21 protein-coding genes are annotated in these 22168 nt (G+C 70.0%); 13 read left to right on the top strand and 8 right to left on the bottom strand.

The annotated features are described in order from the left end of the window. The first annotated feature begins 127 nt into the window (after nt 1–127). From T9R20_RS00475 to T9R20_RS00445, 7 genes are all read left to right on the top strand, one after another. Nucleotides 128–1507 carry an MFS transporter gene (locus T9R20_RS00475; RefSeq protein ID WP_322410610.1) on the top strand — a complete coding sequence of 460 codons (1380 nt, stop codon included), beginning with the start codon at nt 128–130 and terminating at the stop codon, nt 1505–1507. 331 nt (nt 1508–1838) lie between these two features. Then, complete coding sequence (gene kdpF, locus T9R20_RS00470) at nt 1839–1928, top strand: K(+)-transporting ATPase subunit F (RefSeq protein ID WP_124292073.1); 90 nt, start codon at nt 1839–1841, stop codon at nt 1926–1928. Continuing rightward, complete coding sequence (gene kdpA / locus T9R20_RS00465) at nt 1928–3610, top strand: potassium-transporting ATPase subunit KdpA (RefSeq protein WP_322410609.1); 1683 nt, start codon at nt 1928–1930, stop codon at nt 3608–3610. The genes kdpF and kdpA overlap by 1 nt, the downstream gene beginning before the upstream one ends. Before the next feature lie 2 nt (nt 3611–3612). After that, on the top strand, nt 3613–5808 hold the full coding sequence (gene kdpB / locus T9R20_RS00460) for a potassium-transporting ATPase subunit KdpB (protein WP_322410608.1): 2196 nt from the start codon (nt 3613–3615) through the stop codon (nt 5806–5808). Between the two features lie 48 nt (nt 5809–5856). Further along, the gene (gene kdpC, locus T9R20_RS00455; RefSeq protein WP_322410607.1) at nt 5857–6471 is read left to right on the top strand and encodes a potassium-transporting ATPase subunit KdpC; all 615 of its coding nucleotides are present in this window, start codon (nt 5857–5859) and stop codon (nt 6469–6471) included. A 75-nt stretch (nt 6472–6546) separates the two neighbouring features. Continuing rightward, nucleotides 6547–9078, top strand: a complete 2532-nt coding sequence (locus T9R20_RS00450; protein WP_322410606.1) for a DUF4118 domain-containing protein — start codon at nt 6547–6549, stop codon at nt 9076–9078. After that, the gene (locus tag T9R20_RS00445) at nt 9075–9755 is read left to right on the top strand and encodes a response regulator (RefSeq protein ID WP_322410605.1); all 681 of its coding nucleotides are present in this window, start codon (nt 9075–9077) and stop codon (nt 9753–9755) included. Before T9R20_RS00450 ends, T9R20_RS00445 begins: the two co-directional genes overlap by 4 nt. Here T9R20_RS00445 and T9R20_RS00440 read toward each other — a convergent pair. Beyond that, on the bottom strand, nt 9728–10711 hold the full coding sequence (locus T9R20_RS00440) for a DUF389 domain-containing protein (protein ID WP_322410604.1): 984 nt from the start codon (nt 10709–10711) through the stop codon (nt 9728–9730). The genes T9R20_RS00445 and T9R20_RS00440 overlap by 28 nt on opposite strands. A 112-nt stretch (nt 10712–10823) precedes the next feature. Between T9R20_RS00440 and T9R20_RS00435 the strand changes: the two genes are divergently transcribed. The 3 genes from T9R20_RS00435 (at nt 10824) to T9R20_RS00425 (ending at nt 13298) form a co-directional block, all read left to right on the top strand. Then, on the top strand, nt 10824–11327 hold the full coding sequence (locus tag T9R20_RS00435) for a DUF6611 family protein (RefSeq protein ID WP_322410603.1): 504 nt from the start codon (nt 10824–10826) through the stop codon (nt 11325–11327). 231 nt (nt 11328–11558) lie between these two features. Beyond that, the gene (locus T9R20_RS00430; protein WP_322410602.1) at nt 11559–12575 is read left to right on the top strand and encodes a magnesium and cobalt transport protein CorA; all 1017 of its coding nucleotides are present in this window, start codon (nt 11559–11561) and stop codon (nt 12573–12575) included. Nucleotides 12576–12632: 57 nt separating this feature from the next. Beyond that, on the top strand, nt 12633–13298 hold the full coding sequence (locus T9R20_RS00425) for a MarC family protein (protein WP_322410601.1): 666 nt from the start codon (nt 12633–12635) through the stop codon (nt 13296–13298). Nucleotides 13299–13316: 18 nt separating this feature from the next. Here T9R20_RS00425 and T9R20_RS00420 read toward each other — a convergent pair whose 3' ends face one another. The 4 genes from T9R20_RS00420 to T9R20_RS00405 form a co-directional block, all read right to left on the bottom strand. Further along, nucleotides 13317–14714: an FAD-binding oxidoreductase gene (locus tag T9R20_RS00420; protein WP_322410600.1), complete on the bottom strand. Its 1398-nt coding sequence runs from the start codon at nt 14712–14714 to the stop codon at nt 13317–13319. Between the two features lie 147 nt (nt 14715–14861). Further along, the gene (locus tag T9R20_RS00415) at nt 14862–15764 is read right to left on the bottom strand and encodes a TerC family protein (RefSeq protein ID WP_322410599.1); all 903 of its coding nucleotides are present in this window, start codon (nt 15762–15764) and stop codon (nt 14862–14864) included. Between the two features lie 69 nt (nt 15765–15833). Continuing rightward, the gene (locus tag T9R20_RS00410) at nt 15834–16814 is read right to left on the bottom strand and encodes an SRPBCC family protein (protein ID WP_322410598.1); all 981 of its coding nucleotides are present in this window, start codon (nt 16812–16814) and stop codon (nt 15834–15836) included. A 1-nt stretch (nt 16815) separates the two neighbouring features. Next, nucleotides 16816–17190 carry a metalloregulator ArsR/SmtB family transcription factor gene (locus T9R20_RS00405; protein WP_322410597.1) on the bottom strand — a complete coding sequence of 125 codons (375 nt, stop codon included), beginning with the start codon at nt 17188–17190 and terminating at the stop codon, nt 16816–16818. A gap of 235 nt (nt 17191–17425) precedes the next feature. Here T9R20_RS00405 and T9R20_RS00400 point away from each other — a divergent pair, with 235 nt between their 5' ends. The 3 genes from T9R20_RS00400 to T9R20_RS00390 all read left to right on the top strand — a co-directional run bounded on the left by T9R20_RS00400 (nt 17426) and on the right by T9R20_RS00390 (nt 19689). Further along, nucleotides 17426–18148 (top strand): alpha/beta hydrolase, encoded by a 723-nt coding sequence (locus tag T9R20_RS00400; RefSeq protein WP_322410596.1) that lies wholly within the window; start codon nt 17426–17428, stop codon nt 18146–18148. Between the two features lie 338 nt (nt 18149–18486). Continuing rightward, on the top strand, nt 18487–18795 hold the full coding sequence (locus tag T9R20_RS00395) for an antibiotic biosynthesis monooxygenase (protein ID WP_322410595.1): 309 nt from the start codon (nt 18487–18489) through the stop codon (nt 18793–18795). Between the two features lie 54 nt (nt 18796–18849). Further along, nucleotides 18850–19689, top strand: coding sequence for an aldo/keto reductase (locus T9R20_RS00390; RefSeq protein WP_322410594.1), 840 nt, complete (start codon nt 18850–18852; stop codon nt 19687–19689). Between the two features lie 160 nt (nt 19690–19849). Here the strand turns inward: T9R20_RS00390 and T9R20_RS00385 are convergent, their stop codons facing one another. The 3 genes from T9R20_RS00385 to T9R20_RS00375 form a co-directional block, all read right to left on the bottom strand. Then, nucleotides 19850–20761 (bottom strand): DUF808 domain-containing protein, encoded by a 912-nt coding sequence (locus T9R20_RS00385; RefSeq protein WP_322410593.1) that lies wholly within the window; start codon nt 20759–20761, stop codon nt 19850–19852. Nucleotides 20762–20860: 99 nt separating this feature from the next. Continuing rightward, nucleotides 20861–21460: a TetR/AcrR family transcriptional regulator gene (locus tag T9R20_RS00380; protein WP_322410592.1), complete on the bottom strand. Its 600-nt coding sequence runs from the start codon at nt 21458–21460 to the stop codon at nt 20861–20863. A 114-nt stretch (nt 21461–21574) separates the two neighbouring features. Then, nucleotides 21575–22159: a small multidrug efflux protein gene (locus T9R20_RS00375; RefSeq protein ID WP_322410591.1), complete on the bottom strand. Its 585-nt coding sequence runs from the start codon at nt 22157–22159 to the stop codon at nt 21575–21577. Nucleotides 22160–22168 lie beyond the last annotated feature (9 nt).

The following is a 22168-nucleotide window of genomic DNA, read 5'->3' as shown; positions in this document are numbered from 1 at the left end:
CGTACAAACGGCCGAGCCGCGGACGATCCGCGGCGGAACGTACGCGCCCGGGCCGATCGTCCTCGTCTCAGCGCAATGATCGTTGCGGCCGGACCCTGAGCGGACCGGACTGTCTAGGCTGTCGGCGATGACCGCCGCCGATCGCCCCGCACTCCGCCTTCTGTTCCGAGGGCCGCGGGGTCGGCTGCTGGCCGCGCTTCTGCTGGCCGAGTTCGCGGCGAGCGTGACCGGCCTGAGCTACGCCGCCGTCCTCCCCGTAGCAGCGGCCGAATTGGACGGACTCGCGCTGTACGGACCGGCCGTCACCATCACCGGTGTGGTCAGCATCGCGTTCATGGCGTTCGGTGCCTACCTCTACGGCCGTATCGGCGCGCAGGCACAGCTGGGGATCTCCACGGCCATGCTCATCGTCGGCGTGGCCCTCTCCGCCGGCGCCCCGTCGATGGAGGTACTCATCGCGGGCCTCGCAGTGCGAGGCGTCGCGGCCGGCATCATGGGCGGGCTCGGGATGGGTGTGCTCTCCGACGTCTTTCCCGACGCGAAGGAGCGCGAGCGCGCGTTCGGTCTCTACGCGCTCATGTGGGTGGCACCCGCCCTTGCCGGCCCTGCGGTCAACGGCGTCCTCCTCGTCACCGTCGGCTGGCGGGCATCGATGGCCTGGCCGGCCGTGCTCATCGTGATCGCGCGAGCCCTGATGTCCCGATACCTGCGGGTCGTCGGATGGCAACGACCCCCTGATCCGGCGAAGATTCGCGCACCATGGGCGTTCCTGTCGATCGCCGCCGGCGTGCTCGTCGCCCAATTCGGAATCGCATCGGAGACACCGCTCGGCGTCGCGATCGCTGTGGCGGCCCTCGCCCTGACTCTCGCCGTGCCCTTCCGTCGCGCCCTTCGGCTGACCGTCCCGGGCGAGCGTCAGGCCCAGGCGGGCGGATGGATTCTGGCGCTCGTCTGTGGGAGCTATTTCGGCATCAACGCGCTCGTCCCGCTCCTTTCGGCGACGTATCTCGACGCCTCCGGAGTCATCGGGACGGTGCTCGTGTCGATCGGTCCCCTCGCGTGGGCGCTGTTCAGTGCTGGCGGCCTGGGGGCGCGCGTGTCAGCGAGAGGCTCGTACCTGTTGGCCGCCGTCGCCTTCCCCCTCGCAGCCCTCGGAGTGGCGATGTTCGCCGTGGGCCTCACGAAAAGCGTGGCGATCGGGGCGATCGGGCTGGGCCTGGTCTCGGCACTGATCGGGATGGCGATGGGTGTGGTCTATCCGAAGGTGATGACGCTGGCGTTCGAACGATTCCGGGGCCTCGACGGCACAAATCGCGCGCACGGCGGAGTGGTCCTCGGGGTCGGGGAGGACGTCGGCACCGCGACAGGCACCACGCTGCTCGCCGGCATCGGTGCGGTCGTCATCGGAATGGGGACGGGGTGGGTCGCAGGGCTCGCGGCGGCATTCGCCGTGCTCCTGGTCGTCGCGTGGGTCATGGCCGGCCGCAGTCGGCTGTGGCGACCGTGACCTGACCGCGCGGCGCGAGGGCAATCGGCCGAGACGCGGACGTTTCGCGGCAGAACGTACGCGCCCGGGCCGATCGTCCTCGTCTCGGGAGAGGGGAAAGGGGAGAGGCGCGAAAGGAGAGGCGCGAGCAGAGCGAGGCGCGCGAGACCCGCAACGCGAGCGTGAGCAACCCGTGAGGAGCAGCCGCGGGGCCGTAGGGATTCCGTGAGGATGCCGGAGCACCCGCATCCAAGGGTGTTGCATCGCATCTCGTGCTCGATCTCATCTTTCTGCTGGCGACCCTCGCCCTGTTCGCCCTCGTCGGCCTCGCCGTGAAGGGGGTGGAGCGGCTGTGACCGCGCTCTCGCTCATCGCCGCCGCCCTCGCCGTGGCGGCCGTCGTCTACCTCGTCGTCGCCCTGGTGAAGCCGGAGAAGTTCTGATGGACGCCTCCTCCGTCTGGACCGGTGTGCTGCAGGTCGCCACCGTCGTCCTCCTCCTCGTGCTGATCTACCGTCCCCTCGGCGACTACATCGCCCACCTCTTCAGCTCCGACCGCGACCTGCGCGTGGAGCGGGGGCTCTACCGCCTCATCGGCGTCGACTCGCGCTCCGAGCAGAGCTGGCAGGTCTACGCGCGGAGCGTGCTGATCTTCTCGGTCGTCGGGGTGCTCTTCGTCTACACCCTCCAGCGGCTCCAGCAGTTCCTGCCCTACTCGCTGGGTCTCCCCGCCGTGCCCGAGGCGCTGGCGTTCAACACCGCGGTCTCGTTCGTCACCAACACGAACTGGCAGTCGTACTCGCCCGAGCTGACCCTCGGCTACACGGTGCAGTTCGCCGGGCTCGCCGTGCAGAACTTCGTCTCCGCGGCCGTCGGCATCGCCGTCGCGGTCGCCCTCGTGCGGGGATTCGCCCGGCGAGGCGCCGCCACGATCGGAAACTTCTGGGTCGATCTCGTCCGCGGCGTCGGGCGCCTGCTCCTGCCGCTGTCGATCCTCGCGGCCATCGCCCTGCTCATCGCCGGCGTCGTGCAGAATTTCACCGGCTTCACCGAGATCACCACCGCCACCGGCGGCACCCAGCTGATCCCCGGCGGTCCGGTCGCCTCGCAGGAGGCCATCAAGGAGCTCGGCACGAACGGCGGCGGATTCTTCAACGCCAACTCGGCGCATCCGTTCGAGAACCCCGCCCCGTGGACGAGCGTGCTGCAGATCCTCCTGCTCCTCGCGATCCCCGTGGCGCTGCCCCGGGCCTTCGGCCGCATGGTCGGCGACAACCGCCAGGGCTACGCCATCCTCGCCGTGATGGCCTCGATCGCGATCGTCTCGATCGCCGCGGTCAGCTGGCTGGAGTCGCTCGCCCTCGGCACCGCCCCGCAGCTGGCCGGCAGTGCGATGGAGGGCAAGGAGGTGCGCTACGGCATCTTCGGCTCGACGCTCTACGCCGCCGCCACCACGCTGACCTCCACCGGCGCGGTCAACTCGATGCACGACTCGTACACCGCCCTCGGCGGCATGATCCCGATGATCAACATGATGCTCGGCGAGATCGCGCCCGGCGGCGTGGGCTCGGGACTGTACGGGATGCTGGTGCTCGCCGTCATCGCGGTGTTCGTCGGCGGCCTGCTCATCGGCCGTACCCCCGAATACCTGGGGAAGAAGATCGGGCCGCGCGAGATCAAGCTCGCGAGCCTCTACATCCTCGTGACCCCGACCCTCGTGCTCGCCGGGACGGCGCTGAGCTTCGCCCTCCCCGGCATCCGCGAAGACGTCGAGTCGACCTCGATCTGGAACCCCGGCGTCCACGGACTGAGCGAGGTGCTCTACGCCTTCACCTCGGCGGCGAACAACAACGGATCGGCCTTCGCCGGCCTGACGGCCAACACCCCGTGGCTGAACACCGCCCTGGGGGTGGCGATGCTGCTCGGCCGCTTCGTGCCGATGGTGCTCGTGCTGGCCCTCGCCGGATCGCTGGCGGCCCAGAAGCCCGTCCCGACGACGGTGGGCACCCTGCCGACGCACCGGCCGCAGTTCGTCGGCCTTCTCGCGATCCTCGCGGTGGTCGTCACCGCGCTCACCTATTTCCCCGTTCTCACGCTGGGTCCCCTGGCGGAAGGTCTCGTCTGAACATGTCCACACTCACCACGTCGTCCGGCACCCCTGACGTCTCGACTCCGTCCCCCCGCTCGACCGAAGAGCCGCGCGCCCCGCGCGCCTTCGGCGCGGCCCAGCTCGCCCAGGCCCTTCCCGGCGCGCTGAAGAAGCTCAGCCCCGCCGCACTGTGGCGGAACCCCGTCATGTTCCTCGTGTGGGTCGGCGCCGCCCTCACCACCGTGATCGCCATCGCCGAGCCCTTCCTCGGCGGCGCGGGCGAGTCGGGCGGCACCCCTGTGCCCGCCGGATTCACCTGGGGCATCGCGGTGTGGCTCTGGCTCACGGTCATCTTCGCCAATCTCGCCGAATCGGTCGCCGAGGGGCGCGGCAAGGCGCAGGCGGCGACCCTGCGGAAGACCCGCACCTCCACGATGGCGAACCGGGTGTCGGGCTACGACGCCGCCGGCGACCCCGCCGCCGAGCGCGCGGCGACCGCGCCGGTCTCGTCGGCCGACCTGACCCTCGGCGATGTCGTCGTGGTCTCGGCCGGGGAGCTGATCCCTGGCGACGGCGACATCGTGCACGGCATCGCCACCGTCGACGAGTCGGCGATCACGGGCGAGTCCGCCCCGGTCGTGCGCGAATCGGGCGGCGACCGCAGCGCCGTCACCGGCGGGACCCGGGTGCTGTCCGACCGCATCGTCGTGCGCATCACCTCCAAGCCCGGCGAGACGTTCGTCGACCGCATGATCGCCCTCGTCGAAGGGGCGAGCCGGCAGAAGACGCCGAACGAGATCGCGCTGAACATCCTCCTCGCGAGCCTGTCGATCGTCTTCGTGATCGTCGTGCTGACGCTGAACCCCATCGCCGACTACGCCGCTGCCCCCGCGAGCATCCCGGTGCTGATCGCCCTGCTCATCTGCCTCATCCCCACCACGATCGGTGCGCTGCTGTCGGCGATCGGCATCGCGGGGATGGACCGGCTCGTGCAGCGGAACGTCCTGGCCATGTCGGGACGCGCCGTCGAGGCCGCGGGCGATGTCACCACGCTGCTCCTGGACAAGACCGGCACGATCACCTACGGCAATCGTCGTGCGAGCGCGTTCGTGCGGATGCCGGGGGTCGACGCCCGGCAGGTGGCCGAGGCCGCGGCGCTGTCGTCGCTGGCAGACCCCACCCCCGAGGGGACGTCGGTGGTCGAGCTCGCCGCCGCCGAGGGCGTCAGCGCCCGGATGCCCGCCGGAGCGGTCGCCGTGCCCTTCACCGCGCAGACCCGCATGAGCGGGCTCGACCTGCCCGACGGCACCCAGGTGCGCAAGGGAGCCGGGTCGGCGGTTCTGGCGTGGCTCGAGGCGGAGGGCGCGGCGGTGTCGACCCAGGTGCGCGCCCAGGTCGTCAGCGAGACCGACGTGATCGCGTCGTCCGGCGGCACTCCGCTGGTCGTCGCGACGCTCGCCCCGGTCGAGCGCGCGCAGCCCGGCGAGCCGCGAGGGCGCATCCTCGGCGTCATCCACCTCAAGGACATCGTCAAGGACGGCCTCCGCGAGCGGTTCGACGAACTGCGCGCGATGGGGATCCGCACCGTGATGATCACCGGCGACAACCCCCTCACCGCCAAGGCGATCGCCGCCGAGGCCGGGGTGGACGACTACCTCGCCGAGGCGACGCCGGAAGACAAGCTCGCCCTGATCCAGCGCGAGCAGGAGGGCGGACGCCTGGTCGCGATGACCGGTGACGGCACCAACGACGCTCCGGCGCTCGCACAGGCCGATGTCGGAGTGGCGATGAACACGGGGACGTCGGCGGCGAAGGAGGCCGGCAACATGGTCGACCTCGACAGCGACCCGACGAAGCTCATCGACATCGTGCGCATCGGCAAGCAGCTGCTCATCACCCGCGGTGCCCTGACGACCTTCTCGCTGGCCAACGACATCGCGAAGTACTTCGCGATCATCCCGGCCATGTTCATGGGGGTCTTCCCCGGGCTCGCCGCGCTGAACGTGATGGGCCTGTCGTCGCCCGCGTCGGCGGTGACGAGCGCGATCATCTTCAACGCGATCGTGATCGTCTTCTTGATCCCGCTCGCGCTCCGCGGCGTCGCCTACCGTCCCGCCAGCGCCTCGCAGCTGCTGACGCGCAACCTGCTGATCTACGGATTCGGCGGCGTCATCGCCCCGTTCATCGGCATCAAGCTCATCGACCTCGTGGTCGGCCTCATCCCGGGTTTCTGACCCGTCGCCCACGAACCGCCCCCACAGACCCGTCCAAGGAGTCGACCCATGTCCGCCACCCGCACCACCCTTCGCAGCGTCGGCGTCGCCGTCCGCGCGATGGTCGCCTTCACCGTCATCCTCGGTCTCGGCTACACCCTCCTCATCACCGGCATCGGCCAGCTGGCGCTCCCCTGGCAGGCGAACGGATCCCTGCAGCGCGACGCATCGAGCGCCGTCGTGGGCTCGGCCCTCATCGGGCAGTCCTGGACGGATGCCGACGGCGAGGCGCTTCCGGAGTACTTCCAGTCCCGCCCCTCGGCCGCCGGCGACGGCTACGACGGCGGCGCCTCGAGCGGGTCGAACCAGGGGCCCGAGAACGCCGACCTCATCGCCGCGATCGAGGAGCGCAAGGCCGCGATCGCCGAGCTCGAGGGCGTCTCGCCCGAACAGATCCCCGCCGACGCGGTCACCGCGTCGGCCTCGGGGCTCGACCCGCACATCAGTCCCGCCTACGCACTCCTCCAGGTGCCGCGCGTGGCCGAGGCCCGCGGGCTGCCCGAGGAGGACGTCCGCGATCTGGTGGAGTCTATGATCCAGTCCAGGGACCTCGGGATTCTCGGGGAACCGCGCGTCAACGTCCTGGAGCTGAACCTCGCGCTGGACGCCCGGAATCAGGACTGACGCCGCAGAGACAGAAGGACCACCCGTCATGCCCGCCGCCCGCGCCCACCGCATCACCTTCGCCGGGGTGAGACGGTGAAGCGCGGGCGGCTGCGCGTGCTGCTCGGAGCGGCACCGGGCGTGGGCAAGACCTACGAGATGCTCGAAGAGGGCCGGCGCCTGTCAGGAGAGGGGCGCGACGTCGTCGTCGCGATCGTCGAGACCCATGGCCGCGCCGCGACGGCCGCGCAGATCGAGGGTCTGGAGGTCATGCCGCGCCGCATCGTGGAGCATCGCGGGGTCGAGCTGACCGGACTCGACCTCGACGGGGTGCTGGCGCGACGCCCCGAGATCGCGCTCGTCGACGAGCTGGCCCACACCAACGCGCCGGGATCCAGGCACGACAAGCGGTGGAAGGACGTCGAGGCCCTCCGCGACGCGGGGATCGACGTGATCACCACCGTCAACGTCCAGCACATCGAGTCGCTGAACGGGGTGGTGGAACAGATCACTGGCATCCCGCAGCGCGAGACCGTGCCCGACGCGGTCGTGCGCGGCGCCGACCAGATCGAGGTGGTCGATCTCGCCCCCCAGTCGCTGCGCGACCGGCTCTCGTCAGGGCTCGTCTACCCCGCGGAGCGGATCGACGCGGCCCTGTCGAACTACTTCCGCCTCGGCAACCTCACGGCGCTCCGCGAACTCGCCCTGCTGTGGCTGGCGGACGAGGTCGACAGCGCCCTGAAGTCCTATCGGGCCGAGCACGGCATCGAGGGCACCTGGCAGGCCCGCGAGCGTGTGGTCGTGGCCCTCACCGGTGGACCCGAGGGCGAGACCCTGCTGCGTCGCGGCGCGCGCATCGCCGCCCGCTCGGCCGGCGGCGAGCTGCTCGCGGTGCACGTGTCGAGCCAGGACGGGCTGCGGACGTCGAGCCCGGCCGCGCTCGCCCAGCAGCGCGCCCTCGTCGAGTCGCTCGGCGGCACCTACCACCAGGTCGTCGGCGACGACATCCCGCGCGCGCTGGTCGAGTTCGCCCGGTCGGTCAACGCGTCGCAGCTCGTGATCGGGGTGAGCCGCCGCGGGCGGCTCGCTGCCGCGCTCACCGGCCCGGGCATCGGCGCGACCGTCATCCGCGAGTCGGGCGACATCGACGTGCACATCGTCACGCACGCCGCCGCCGGCGGGCGCTTCGCCCTCCCCCGGGTGCGTGGCGGAGCGCTCAGTGTCAAACGCCGCGTGCTCGGTTTCGTCACCGCGCTCGTCGGCGGACCCCTGCTGTCGGCCGTGCTCTCCACCTTCCGCAGCGAGGAGTCGATCACATCCGACGTGCTCTTCTACCAGCTGCTCGTCGTGGTCGTCGCCCTCATCGGCGGCATCTGGCCCGCGCTGTTCGCCGCCGTGCTGTCGGGGTTGACCCTCGACTTCCTGTTCGTCGAGCCGCTCTACACCGTCACCATCGACGATCCGCTGCACGCCCTGGCGCTCGGCCTCTACGTGATCATCGCCATCCTCGTCAGCTACATCGTCGACCAGGCGGCCCGCGCCGCGCGCGTCGCCCGGCGCGCGGCCGCCGAGTCCGAGCTCCTCGCCACGGTCGCCGGCAGCGTGCTGCGCGGCGAGAGCGCGATCCCCGCCCTCGTCACCCGCACCCGAGAGGCCCTCGGACTGGCCGGGGTGCGTCTGGCGACCGCCGACGGCACGACCATCGCGACCGACGGCGAGCCCGTGCGCGGCGACGACTTCGTCACGATGGACATCGGCCGCGGGCCCGACGGCGAACCCCGGGGCCGCCTCGAGCTGCACGGGACGCTGGGCGCCCGAGAGCGACGTCTCCTCGACGCGATCACCGCCCAGCTCGCCGCCGCCCTGGAGCACACCGACCTCACCGCGACGGCGCGCGCGGCGGACGCCCTCGCCGAGGCCGACCAGGTGCGCTCGGCGCTGCTGTCGGCGGTCAGCCACGATCTGCGGCGCCCCCTCGCGGCCGCCCTCGCCGCGATCGGGGGCCTCCGCGCCGCGGGCGATCAGCTCAGCCCCGCCGACCGGCGGGAGCTCCTCGAGACCGCCGACGAGAGCCTGTCCACCCTGGCGCAGCTGGTGACCGATCTGCTCGACGTCAGCCGGGTGCAGGCCGGTGTGCTCGCGGTGTCGCTGTCTCCCGTCGACGCCGCCGGCGCCGTCCTCGCGGCCCTCGACGAGCTCGACCTCGGGCCGGACGACGTCGAGCTCGGGCTCGACCCCGACGTTCCGGCACTCACCGCCGACCCGGTTCTGCTCCAGCGGGTGCTCGTCAACGTGCTCGCCAACGCTCGACGGCACAGCCCCGATGGCGCCCGGGTGCTCGTGACCACGAGCCGTCTCGGACAGAGTGCCGAGATTCGCATCGTCGATCGCGGTCCAGGAGTCAGCGCCGAGCGCCAGGAGGACATGTTCGCGCCCTTCCAGCGTCTCGGAGATGTCGACAACACCACCGGGCTCGGCCTGGGCCTGGCCCTGTCGCGGGGGTTCACCGAGGGGATGGGCGGCGCGCTCACCCCCGAGAACACCCCCGGTGGCGGCCTGACGATGGTGATCTCGCTGCCGCTGGCCGACACCCCCGCACCGATCCCGACCCGAAGCGAGCGCGCGTGAAGATCCTCCTCGCCGACGACGACCCGCAGCTCGTCCGGGCTCTCCGCATCACCCTGGCCGCACACGGCTACGAGGTGGTGGCCGCGCCCGACGGCGCCGCCGCCGTGGCGATGGCCGCCCAGGCGCATCCCGACATCATCTTGCTGGATCTCGGGATGCCGCGGCTCGACGGCATGCAGGTGATCGAGGCCCTGCGGGGCTGGACGAGCGCCCCCATCATCGTGGTGTCGGGGCGCACCGGCTCGGCCGACAAGGTCGACGCGCTCGACGCGGGCGCCGACGACTACGTCACCAAGCCCTTCCAGATCGACGAGCTGCTCGCGCGGCTGCGCGCGCTCTCGCGCCGACGCGGCGGCGCGGCATCCGAACCGATGGTGATCTTCGGCGACGTCACGGTCGACCTCTCGGCGCGCGCCGTCACCCGCGCCGGCACCCGCGTGCACCTCACGCCGACCGAGTGGCGGATGCTCGAGTTCCTCGCTCGCAACCCCGGTGCCCTCGTCACCCGCCAGACCCTGCTGAAGGAGATCTGGGCCAGCGAGAACGTGCAGGACTCGGGGTACCTCCGGCTGTACATGTCGCAGCTGCGCCGCAAGCTCGAGCCCGATCCGTCGCATCCGGTGCATCTGCTCACCGAGTCGGGCATGGGCTACCGGCTCGTGCTCGACCCCGCCTGATCGGCCGCGGCGCGCGCCACCCGGCGCGACTGGACACGGCGCGAGATGGCCCGCCCGGCGTGCAGCTGCACGAAGAGCGTCACCGTTCCCGCCAGGAGGAGCCCGGCGAGATTCAGCGCGAGCTGCACGAGCGCCGCGCCGGCCTCGGCCCAGGCGCCGACCGCGAGGGTCAGCCCGATCGTGCCCACCGCCGGCACGGTGGTGATGGAGATGAACACCCCGACGAGGGCCGACGATTTCGCGGTCGTCAGCGACAGCACCCCCGCGATGCCCGCGAGGACGGCGATCACGAACGACCACGCGTCGGGGCTGACGATGAACTGCGTCGCCTCACCGGTGGTCGCCTGGGTGTAGGTGAAGACCCCGAGGGCGTAGAGGAGCGCCCACACCCCCCAGGCGATCAGGGCGCACATCGCGAAGCCGCCGAACAGCGTGATCGACGCCGACCCCACGATCCCCCTCCTCCGGCGGACCAGGGCGTAGCTGATCGCCGCGATCGGGGCGAACTCCGGCCCCACCACCATGGCGCCGATGATGAGGATCGGCTGATCCAGGAGCCGCCCGATCCCCGCGATCATCGTCGCCAGCAGCAGGAAGGCGAAGAAGCTCCACGAGGGCCGCGAGTCCTCCATGGAGCGGCCGGCCAGCTGCGCCCACAGCACGCCGTCAGCGGGATGCCCCGGGGCGGCCCGTTCGGCCGCGTCCGCGGCATCCGACACCACCGCCAGCGGCTCGCTGACGACGATCGCCCCCTGCGCGGGCACCCCGGCGTGGCGGAGCAGCCGCACGATGTTGTTGACGTCTTCGCGGGCGACGTCGAAGAGCAGCAGGTCGCCACTCCCCGCATCGCACGCACCCCCCACCACGGCGAGATCGATCACGGTGGGCTGCGCCCGCAGCTGGTCCGCGAGCTCGCGGGCGAGCGCTGAGGGTGCGGTCACGCGAATGGTGAGCATGGTGTCATCCTGCCGGGCCGGGGCGTCAGGAAGCCGTGAGGATCACGCCGCGTCGCGTAGGTGATCCGTCGGGACCGGCGACCGCCGGGCGGCCGGTGACGAGGATCGTGTCATGCGTCCGCTTCCCACCGCTCCCGGCTCGCGACCGCTTCGCGGTAGCTGGGGGTTTCTCGAAACGACGATCGCCCGCTACGGCGAGATGCGCGTGCGCCTGGTGATCCTCCCCCCTGACACCACCGACCTCGAACGGCGCCTGTGGGTGCTGATGCGGCTCTGGCCCTTCGTCGGACTGGTCGTGGGGGTCGCGGCGGGCCTTCTCCTGTCCGACGTCCTGGGAACGGCCGCGACGGTGATCCTCGCCGCGGTGGTGTGGCTGGCGCCCGCCATCGCCCTCTGGGTGGCGATGGGGCCGTTCCTCGGCCGCATCCGCGAGGAGTGGGTGACCTGCGCGATCGGATGCGAGGACTCCGACCTTCGCCGGCGCGAACTGAACCGCGTGGCCCGCGCGCTGTCGTACGCGGAGGAGTCCTGGCGGGCGGGTCGCCGCTCGCGGGGTGACTTCGAGGCGGCCTGGTCGGCGGCGTGGGTCAGGTTCGACCCGCGGGTGGCGGCCTGATGGGCTATCGTGGGGGCGGTCCCGAGCCGAGAGGAGGTGGTGCGTGATGGCTGGTCATAGTCCGCGCGTCACCGTCCTGCTGCCGGTGTCGGGCTTCCCGGTTCGCTGATCCCGCCCCTCGGGCGGGTTCGGCCCGCTCGTCCGGATCGATTCCGCAGCAGCGCGGTGGCGCGGCATCCGCCCCTTTGCTGTTCGCCGCCCGCGCGGCACGAACCGACCGGAGAAGAGATGATGGCGCTGATCGACAACGGCGTGTACGTCAACGGAGTCCGCACCGAAGACCCCACCGACCTCGACGAGACCTTCGAGGTCATGCGCGCGCGTGGCGCGATGGCCTGGATCGGGCTCTATCGACCCAGTGAAGAGGAGGTCCGCCAGGTCGCCGAGGAGTTCTCGCTGCATCCGCTCGCCGTCGAGGACGCCCTCAGCGGACACCAGCGCTCGAAGCTCGAACGCTACGGCGACACGCTCTTCGTCGTGCTGCGGCCCGCCCGCTACCTCGATGCGGAGGAGCGGGTCGAGTTCGGCGAACTGCACCTGTTCGTCGGTCCCGACTTCGTCGTGACCATCCGTCACGCCGAGTCGCCGAACCTCGGTCGCGTGCGGCGGCGTCTCGAAGACGCCCCCGAGCTGCTCTCGATGGGGCCCGAGGCCGTGCTGTACGCCATCCTCGACGAGGTCGTCGACGAGTACGAGCCCGTCATCGCCGGGCTCGAGAACGACATCGACGAGATCGAGGATCAGCTCTTCGACGACGAGAGCAGCGTGTCGCGCCGCATCTACGAGCTCTCCCGCGAGGTCATCGACTTCCAGCGGGCATCGCGGCCGCTCGTCGGCATGCTCGAGGCGCTGCTGCGCGGATCGGACAAGTACCGGGTCGAGGTCGAGCTCCAGCGCAACCTGCGGGACGTGCTCGACCACGCGCTGCGGGTCGTGGAGCGGTCGGCGGCGTTCCGCACCATCCTCGAGAACGCCCTCACCGTCGAGTCGACCCTCGTCGCGCAGCGGCAGAACGACGAGATGCGGCGGATGACGGAGTTCAACCTCGCACAGAACGAGGAGCTGAAGAAGATCTCGGGCTGGGCGGCGATCATCTTCGCGCCCACTCTCGTCGGCACCGTCTACGGCATGAACTTCGAGAACATGCCCGAGCTGTCGTGGGAGTGGGGCTACCCCTTCTCGCTCGTGCTGATGGTCGGGGTCGCCGCAGGTCTCTACGGGGTGTTCAAGCACAAGCGCTGGCTGTGACGGTGAGGGTGTCGACGGGGCTCGGCTTCTCGCCGCCCCGCCCACCGCGCTCCTAGGATGAGGGGCGCCCCCGTCCTCACCCGGAGCCATATGGACACCGCGATCGCCGCCCCCACCCTGATCACGAGCGCCGTGGCGCTGTTCACGATCTGCAACCCCATCGGCACGCTGCCCGTCTTCCTGCAGGTGACCGAGGGGCGAACCCCGGCGCAGCAGCGCCGGATCGGACTGCTCGTCGGGTTCGCGGTCATCGTGATCCTCGCCGTGTCGCTCCTGGCCGGCACCTGGGTGCTGCAGATCTTCGGTATCGACATCACCGCGTTCAAGATCGCCGGCAACCTGCTCGTCGCCGCGATCGGATGGGCGATGCTCCTCGCCCGGCCGAGCCCGGTCGCCACCAACGACCCGGCGGGGTCGCCGGTCGTCGTGCCGCTGGCCATCCCGGTCATCGCCGGGCCCGGCGCGATCGCCCTCGCGATCACCTTCGCCCACTCGTACACCTCGGTGATCGACTACGTCGCCGGGCTCGGCATCGTGATCGTGGTCGGGCTGATCTGCTCGGTCGTGCTCTACTTCGGGCCGTTCGTCGCGAAGCTCCTGGGTCCCGCCGGCATGAACGTGCTCACCCGGATCTTCGGACTGCTCCTCCTCGCGATCGCGGTGCAGTCGATCGTGACCTCGCTCGGCGAGGCGCTCCCGGGCTTGACCTCGACCGCGTCGTGACCGCCGCGGCGCCGGAGGTCAGCCCACCGGCTGGGCAGCCGAGAACACCGCACCGGGATCGAACCTGCGCTTGAGCTCACCGAGCCGACCGGCCGCCTCGCCGTACCCGATGCGGCGATCGACTCCGCCGTCCATGAACGTCAGGGCGAGGGCGTCGATGTGCCACGGCGCGAACAGCGTCACGGCCGCCCGGGCCGTGGCGGTGGCACCGGCCGCAGCTTCGGGCACGGGGATCATCGCCACGGTGTGGCACAGGTACTGCCCGCGCAGGGCCGAGACCGCACCGCCGTGGGCGGCCGGCCGCGCCACGGCTCCGCCGATGTGGCGCAGCTCGGTCATGAAGAGGTCACGATTCGCGCCGGCGCGGAGGAACGCCGCAACGGCGTCATCCGGAAGCTCGTCGAGGACGGCGTGCTGCGTGACGGCGGGAGTCGGCTGCGGCGGATCCATGTGGACGGCCACCAGCCCGGCCGCAGGGATGCGGGCGAAGGTGTCGATCTCGGGCGCGAGGCCGCGCAGCGGCGCGAGGACGGCCGCGGCCGCGTCATCCGTCTTGAGCACCGCGCCGTCGACGACGACCACCGACCGTCCGGAGAGGAAGGGCGGGAGCTCGGGCAGCGGCGGGAGGTTCAGGATGCGCAGGGTCGTCGTCGCGCTCTCGGGAGCGGTCGCGGTCCACGCGGCCCAGGCGCGGGCGACCTCGGGCGCTCGCGCGGCATCCCACAGCAGCATCCCGGCGAACACGTCCGCGTACGGGAGCAGATCGATCTCGAGCGACACCACGACCCCGAAGGCACCGGAGCCGCCGCGGATCGCCCAGAACAGGTCGGGGTTCTCGTCGGCGCTCGCCCGGACGAGTGCGCCGTCGGCCGTGACCACCTCAACGGCGCGGACGAAGTTCACCGCCAGCCCGTGTGTCCGCGCGTAGAACGACAGGCCCCCGCTGAGGCTGCACCCGGCGACACTCACGTCTCCGGCGCTGCCGTGGGGAGCGGTCAGGCCATGGGACGCCGTCGCTTCGAGCACGTCGTTCCAGTGCGAACCGCCCAGCACGCGGGCTGTGCGGGCGACGGGGTCGACCGTGACGCCGCGAAGGCGCGCCAGGCTGACGATGACGGTGTCGGCGAGGCCGGTCTCGGCCAGGGCACCGGCGGCGTGCCCGGTGGACTGCGGGGCGATCCTCAGACCGGCCGCGGTCGCGGCACGCACGACCTCCACGACGTCCTCGGCCGTTTCGGGTCGGGCGACGGCGACGGGACGCTGGTCGACCGCGAGGTTCCAGGGCATCCGGGCGAGATCCCACTCCGCGTCGCCGGGCAGCACGACGCGGCTGCCGAGGGCGGAGCGGAGGCGCTCTGCCCGCGCGTCGGCGCCCGGTCGGGCGGTGGGATGAATCGTGGTGTCGGACAGGGTCATGGCGAACTTCCTCGTTCTGGGCGTCGGGAAACGGCCCGTGGTCGTCAGTGCTGAGTCTGATGGCATGCCGCTCCGGCCGCCACCCCAGTGCAGAGGAGTCTCGAGGTGATCCTGATACGTGCTCGTCGGATCAGCCGTGCCTCGGCGTCACCCGAGGCCGGCGCGCTCCGTGCCGACAGCACCTTCGCCGGCGACGGGCTTGCGCGAGAGGCCGACGGCACCAGCCGACGGGTCCTTCGAGCGCGACAGCGCCGCCGCGACGGCGACCGACTCGTCGACATCGCGGTAGCGGGGGCGGAGCTTGACCGGGCGCTCGGGCTTCTTCTCCCGCTTTGCCCGGCGCGCGGCGTAGGTGAGGTTCAATGCCTCGACGAAGATCGCGAACGCCATCGGCCCGTAGATGAAGGCCTTGTCGATGTAGAACCCGAAGCCCTCGGCGATGAGGAACACGCCGATGAGGAGCAGGAACGACAGGGCCAGCATCTTCACCGTGGGGTGCTTGTTGACGAACTCGAAGATGAATCGGGCAGCGAAGAGCATGATGCCGAACGACAGCACGACCACCGTGACGATGACGATGAGGTTCGTCGTCATCCCGACGGCGGTGATCACCGAGTCGAGCGAGAAGACCAGGTCGAGCACGAGGATCTGACCGATCACCGCGCCGAACGAGATCGCCTTCGAGCCGGACGCTCCGTGCTCGTCCTCAGCGCCCTCGAGCTTGTGGTGGATCTCGGTGACGGCCTTGTAGAGCAGGAACAGGCCGCCCGCGATGAGGATGATGTCCTTCCACGAGAAGCTCAGGTCGCCGAGGGCGAAGACCTCTTCGGTGAGGGTGATGAGCCAGCCGGCGAAGAACACCAGGATGACGCGCATCAGCATCGCCAGCGTCAGGCCCAGGTTCCGCGCCCGCGCCTGCTGCTCCTTCGGGAGCTTGGAGGCGAGGATCGAGATGAAGATGACGTTGTCGACGCCGAGGACGATCTCGAGTACGAACAGCGTGAGGAAGACCGCGATCAGGTCGGGCGTGAAAGCGAAGCTGAAGTCCACGGTCACATCGTAGGGGGGCGACCGAACCGGCCACCCCCCGTGATCTCTGCGTCGATCGGATGACGCCGCTCAGACGGTCGCGAGCACGCCCTCCAGCCGCTCGTAGCTGGTCTCCATGCCGTCGACCATGCCGGTGGCGAGGATCATGTCGCGCGTCTCCTTGTCGGGGTACTCGATGACGAGCGTCAGGAGCGTCATCCCGTCTTCTTCGTAGAACGAGAGGTCGTTGAGGGTGCCGGGGCTGTCCATCCCGATCATCCGCTCGGTCGAGACCTCGCGACGGGGCGGGTCGCTGAGGAGCAGCTCGCCTTCGAAGCCGAACTCCTCCCCCTCGGTGCCCGGCTCGGGAGCCCAGACGTTCCGGTAGGTGTCGCCGACGGCGGTGGCCTGCTCGGCGACGGGCATCGTCCAGCCGTCGGGTCCGAGCATCCACTTCTTCAGCAGGTCGGAGTCGTGGTGGGCCCTCCAGACCAGAGCGCGCGGGCCGCGGATGACACGGGTGATGCGCACGTGCTGATCGTCGAGGAGCTCCAGCTCGGTGCCGCGCCCCGCGGCGAAGTCGCGGAGGTCGTGCAGCACGAGGTCGAGCTGGTTGATCGCGAGTGTCGAACCCTCGACCGCGCCGAACGCCACGACCTGCTCGAGGGCCTCGGACGACGCGAAGTAGGTCGTGTTGACCAGGCGCGATCCGGTGCCGGTCGACTCGAAGGCGAAGACGACGCGCATGACCGGCATCCCTTCCAGCGGCGCGCCCTCTTCGTTGGCGAAGGCGTCGAGCACGGTGAAGCCCCGCGGGGCGTCGATGGAGAGGAACTCCCACGACCCCCACGACTGCTCGCCCTGCGGGCTGGTCATGACGTAGCGCGCGTGCCCGCCGACGGTGAAGTCGAACTTCGGGAAACGCGCCGGCCACCCCGGAGGACCCCAGAAGCGCTCGAGCTGCTGCGGGTCGGTGAACGCGCGCCAGAGCCGCTCGACGGGGGCGTCGAACTCGGCCTCGAGCGTCATGGTGAGCGCTTCGGCGTCGGTGGTCACGTCGGTGACGGGCATGTCATTCTCCTTCGTTGGATGCGGCGGATGCCGGTGTCGGCGGATCTTCGGCGAGGAGCAGGTCGAGGCGCGAGATGCGCGCACGCCACAGCGCCTCATAGGCGGCCAACAGCGCGCGGGCACGGGCGATCATGGCCGGGTCCGCTCGGACCAGCCGCTCCCGGCCCTCGGCGCGCTTGACGATGAGGCCGGCCGCTTCGAGCACCGCGACGTGCTTCTGCACCGCGGCGAACGACATGTCGTACTCACGGGCCAGATCCGACACCGAGTGCTCGGCCTCGATCGCGCGGCGCAGGATGTCGCGACGCGTCGCCGCGGCGAGCGCATGGAACACGCGGTCGATGTCATCATCACTGAGCTCCGTTTGTACAACCATTTGGTTGTACGTTAGACCTCCGCGTCGATGTGGTCAACCCCCACTTTGCAGATACCGGTGCTCGATCATGCGAGACCGATCGTCACGTCATGCGAGGGGTCAACCGCCGACGCGATCACTTCGACATACGCCGTCGGCCCGTCATGAACCTATATGCAATATATTGCGGATCGTCGATGTTGTACCCCTCATCACCCACCGGCTCACACGAGTCGCATCGGAAAGGAAGAGAGTCATGACAACCAACGAAGAGATCAAGAACGTCGTCCTCGTGCACGGGGCCTTCGCGGACGGATCCGGCTGGCGCCGGGTCTACGACCTGCTCACCGCCCGTGGGTATCGGGTGTCGATCGTGCAGAACCCGCTGACCTCGTTCGCCGACGACGTCGCCGCCACCACGCGCGTCCTGGACCTGCAGGACGGACCCACGATCCTCGTCGGCCACTCCTGGGGCGGCACCGTGATCACCGAAGCCGGCGTGCACCCCAACGTCGCAGGGCTGGTCTACGTGTCGGCACTCATTCCCGATGTCGGTGAGACCAGCGGGCAGCAGTACGAGGGCTTCGCTCCGACACCGGAGTTCGTCATCGACGTCACCCCGGACGGCTTCGGCTACCTCAATCGCGACGCGTTCCGCGGTGGGTTCGCCGCCGACCTCGACGAGGCGGATGCCGCGTTCCTGGCCGACAGCCAGGTGCCGGTGAACATGGCGGTCTTCGGTGAGGCGGTCACGGTTGCCGCGTGGCGCGACAAGCCGAGCTGGGCCGTCATCGCCACCGAGGACAAGGCGTTCGACCAGGCCATGCTGCAGCACATGGCCACCCGCATCGGGGCTGAGATCACCAACGTCCCCGGCAGCCACGCCCTGTTCATCACTCAGGCCGATACCGTCGCCGACGTCATCGCCACCGCGGCCCGCACCGCCCCCAAGGCGCGTGCGGAGGCGGGAGCTCGTTGACGTCCCACCCTCCGTCGGGGTCGGCTCCGCCATCACTGCGGACCGACTCCGACCGCGGCGTCACCGACGAACGCGCGTCGTGCGGTGCGATGTCGTTTCGGGACGAGGGAAGAAGGCGTGTGACCACGCCGACGATGTCGTCCCGCGGCTCGTCGCGGTCTTCGCCCCCGCGACCGTGCCATGGAGGCCCGGGCCTGATATCGGACTTCGGTTCATCGGTCAAGATACTAGGACGGCGCCCGGGAGGGGCGAGGAGGATCAGCCTCGACGAGGCAGTTGCATCCGCGGCATCCGCGTTCCGACGTCGAACAGAATCAACCGAGCAAGGGAGATCCATGATGTCCACGCAGGTCACGAAAGCGCTTCTGGTCCAGCTCGATGCACTGCCCGGCAAGGAGGACGACGTTCGCGATTTCCTGAACCAGGGACTGTCGATCGTCGAGGATGAGCCACAGACCGTCCGGTGGTTCGCCATTCAGTTCGGGCCGTCCTCGTTCGGGATCTTCGACGCCTTCCCCGATGAGGCGGGCCGTCAAGCGCACCTGTCGGGTCGAGTCGCGCAGGCGCTCGGTCAGTACGTAGGGGTCCTCTTCGAGGAGCCGACGATCGAGCAGCTCGACGTTATCGCGGAGAAGCGGCCCGCGTGACGCGGGCGGCGCTCGCGCGGGAACGACGACCGTCGGAGGGATCGGGGAAGAGTCATGGAGAAACGTCCATTCGGTCCGGTGCCGCGCGAGATTCCCGTGATCGGACAGGGAACCTGGTACATCGACGACGCGCATCGACCCACGGCGGTCGCCGCACTGCGCCGCGGTATCGACCTCGGAATGACCCACATCGACACCGCTGAGATGTACGGCGACGCCGAGCTCGTCGTGGGCGAGGCCATCGCGGGGCGTCGGGAGGAGGTCTTCCTCGTCAGCAAGGTCCTGCCGAGCAACGCCTCGCGCGCCGGGACCGTGGCAGCCTGCGAGCGCTCGCTCTCGCGCCTGCGCACGGACAGGCTGGACTGCTATCTCCTGCATTGGCCGGGGCAGCATCCGCTCGAGGAGACCTTCGCCGGCTTCGAGCAGCTCCGCGAGCAGGGCAAGATCCTGGCGTGGGGCGTGAGCAACTTCGACGTGCCAGATCTGGAGGCGGCATGGAGATCCGGGGGCGAGGGCCGGATCGCGTGCAACCAGGTTCTGTACCACCTCGGTGAGCGCGCCATCGAGCACGCCGTGCTCCCGTGGTGCGAAGACCACGACATCGCCGTCGTCGCCTACAGTCCCTTCGGACACGGCGATTTCCCCGGCCCCGGCACACCAGGCGGCGATGTTCTCGAGGAGATCGCCGCGGCACACGGCGCGACCGCAAGGCAGGTGGCGCTGCGATTCCTGGTGCGGCGGCCGCCGGTCTTCGCGATCCCGAAGGCGTCGCGGGCCGAGCACGCCGACGACAATGCGGGCGCGGGCGACCTCCGGCTGACCGAAGCCGAGCTCGCCCGGATCGACGCGGCGTTCCCCGTCGGGCCGCGGCCGCGGCGGCTTCCCATGCTCTAGGTCTGGCGCGGGAGGGCCGCAGCGATCACGCGGAAGCGCTCCCTCTGAGAGTTCCCGTTCGGTCAGCCGTGCGAACTCGGCATGCTGACCCCTCGGCGCAGAGGTCCCGTGGGATCTTGGGTGGCAGTGTTCGAAGCGCGTCGGCAGCTGTCTCGCGGGGTTACTCCGACGCCGAAGGTGTCCGAGGTGCGTGCGCTCGCCGAGAGGAGGGAAGAAGGCGGCGCACACCCATCACCACGCCGACGATCAGGAGACCGGCGATGAGGCCGAAAACGGCGGAGACTGCCGTGTCGATGATCCAGACCACGACCGGGCCCGCCGCCTCCACCAGATGAGTGATCGCGTGAAGGAGATCGTACGGTTCGTGCCAGAACGTCTCCGCCAGGTTGGTGATGACGAGGTGACCGCCGACCCAGAGCATCGCGACCGTCCCCACCACGCTGATCACGCGGAACACCGCGGGCATCGAGGCGACGACTCGCGCGCCGGTGCGACGGACCCGGCGCGACGGACTCTTCATCAGTCGGAGCCCGATGTCGTCGATCTTGACCAGCAGGGCGACGGCGCCATAGACGAGAGCGGTCATGCCGAGTCCGATGACAGCGAGTGCGGCCAGTGTCATGCCCAGTCCGAAATCGGGATCGAGGTTCGTGAGGGCGATGAGCATGATCTCGGTGCTCAGGATGAGATCGGTTCGGATGGCGCCGAACACGAGTTTCTTCTCGTCCCGAGGCTCGTCGTCTTCGGTCTCATGGTGCGCGCCGAACCACTCGAGCACTTTCTCGGCGCCCTCGTAGCAGAGGAAGCCGCCACCGATGATGAGGAGGTACGGCAGCACCCAGGGAGCGAACGCGGTCAGCAGCAGTGCGATCGGGATGATGATGACGAACTTGTTGACAAGGCTTCCCAGCGCGATCTTCCACACGACGGGGAGTTCACGCGCAGGGGTGATGCCCTGGACGTACTGAGGTGTCACCGCGGCATCGTCGATGACGACGCCGGCGGTCTTCGCGCTCGCCTTCAGCGCAGCCGTGAGGATGTCATCGACGACGGCGAGCAGGCCTACCGACATACGTGCTTCTCCTCTCGGCCCGAGCATCGGTTCCGACCACTCAGACCACCCGCCCTAACGCTAGCCGCTCGCGTGGTGACCCCCGGCGGCGTTGACAGGTCAGCTCGGCGGCCAGTGCAGGAGCGCCGCGTCGACGACCCGTTGCAGCTCGTGCGCCGAGGCTCCTCCGGCCGCCTCGACGGATACCCCATCCGCGACCGCCGTGAGATATCGCGCGATCAGGTCGGGATCGGCGTCGGCCGGGAGATCCCCTTCTGCCATGGCGCGCCGAAAGCGGTCGCGAAGGTCGGATCGCGTCCGAGCGCGCCACGTCGTGAGGATGCCTTGCGCCGTCTCGCCGGTCACGCCGACGGCCAGAGCCGCGCGCACCCCGAAGCATCCGGACGGTCGTCCGGGCTGCGTACCGGCCCGAACGGCCCCGTCGAGGTACGCGCGAGCCACCTCCCTCGCAGTGGACGCGGCGACCGACTCCCGCGCGTAGGAGCCCGGGCCCTTCTCGTAGAGCTGCAAGACCTTCAGAAACAGGTCTTCCTTGTTCCCGAATGCGGCATACATGCTCTTTCGCGAGATGCCCATGGCGTCGGTGAGGAGCGCGAGGCTTGCGCCTTCGTATCCGTGCTCCCAGAACACGGCGAGCGCCTTCTCGAGGGCGGCATCGGAGTCGAAGGACCGCGGACGACCGCGCTTCATCTGCTCCATGACATCAACCTAAGCCTCCCGCCCGGGGCGGTAGGACGCGACGACGCTCGCGCTCGGGGTTCAGTCCGAGCGCGAGCGTCGTGTCTTGGATGCCGGCGTGATCCACGCGGGTGATCACTGCCACCCGAAGAGGTTGACCACTCCCAGCGCTGCGGCTGCGACGAGAGCCGTCCACAGCACGATCGCGACCCCCTGCCAGAGGATCACCCACCCCTTCTTGACGCCGGAGGCGACGAAGAACGCTGCGGTCAGCTGGGTCGGCAGTGCGAACGGCGCAATGATGCTCGCGCCCGGGACGCCGAATCGGACCAGCCACCGCTGCAGGCGGCGACGGCCCTTCGCCCGCCGCGAATCGCGCTCGGTGTCGGCGTCGGTGGCCGTCGGCCGTTCCATCACCATCGTCGACGTCTTGGTGGTGTGCGGACCCGTAGAAGCAACGGCGGTCTTCGCGGCTCGGCGGGCGACCACCGACTCCCGGACACGGGAGCCGAGCAGGACGACGAGAACGACACTCAGGAGGTTGCCGGCGATACCGGCGAGCGCGGCGACGACGGGATGAATACCGCCGAGAATGCCGATTGCTGCGGATCCCTCGCCTTCCACGTACGGGATCATCCCGAGGAGAGCGACGAGCAGCGGTTGGAGGAACTCAGGGAGTTGGTCGACGAAGGTCTGAAATCCTTCGTACGGGCTGGACATGGGTCACTT

The sequence above is a fragment of the Microbacterium invictum genome (assembly GCF_034421375.1).
GTDB classification, from domain to species: domain Bacteria; phylum Actinomycetota; class Actinomycetes; order Actinomycetales; family Microbacteriaceae; genus Microbacterium; species Microbacterium invictum_A.
Note: the sequence above shows the minus strand (reverse complement) of the source record. Positions and strands in the feature narration are given on the sequence as shown.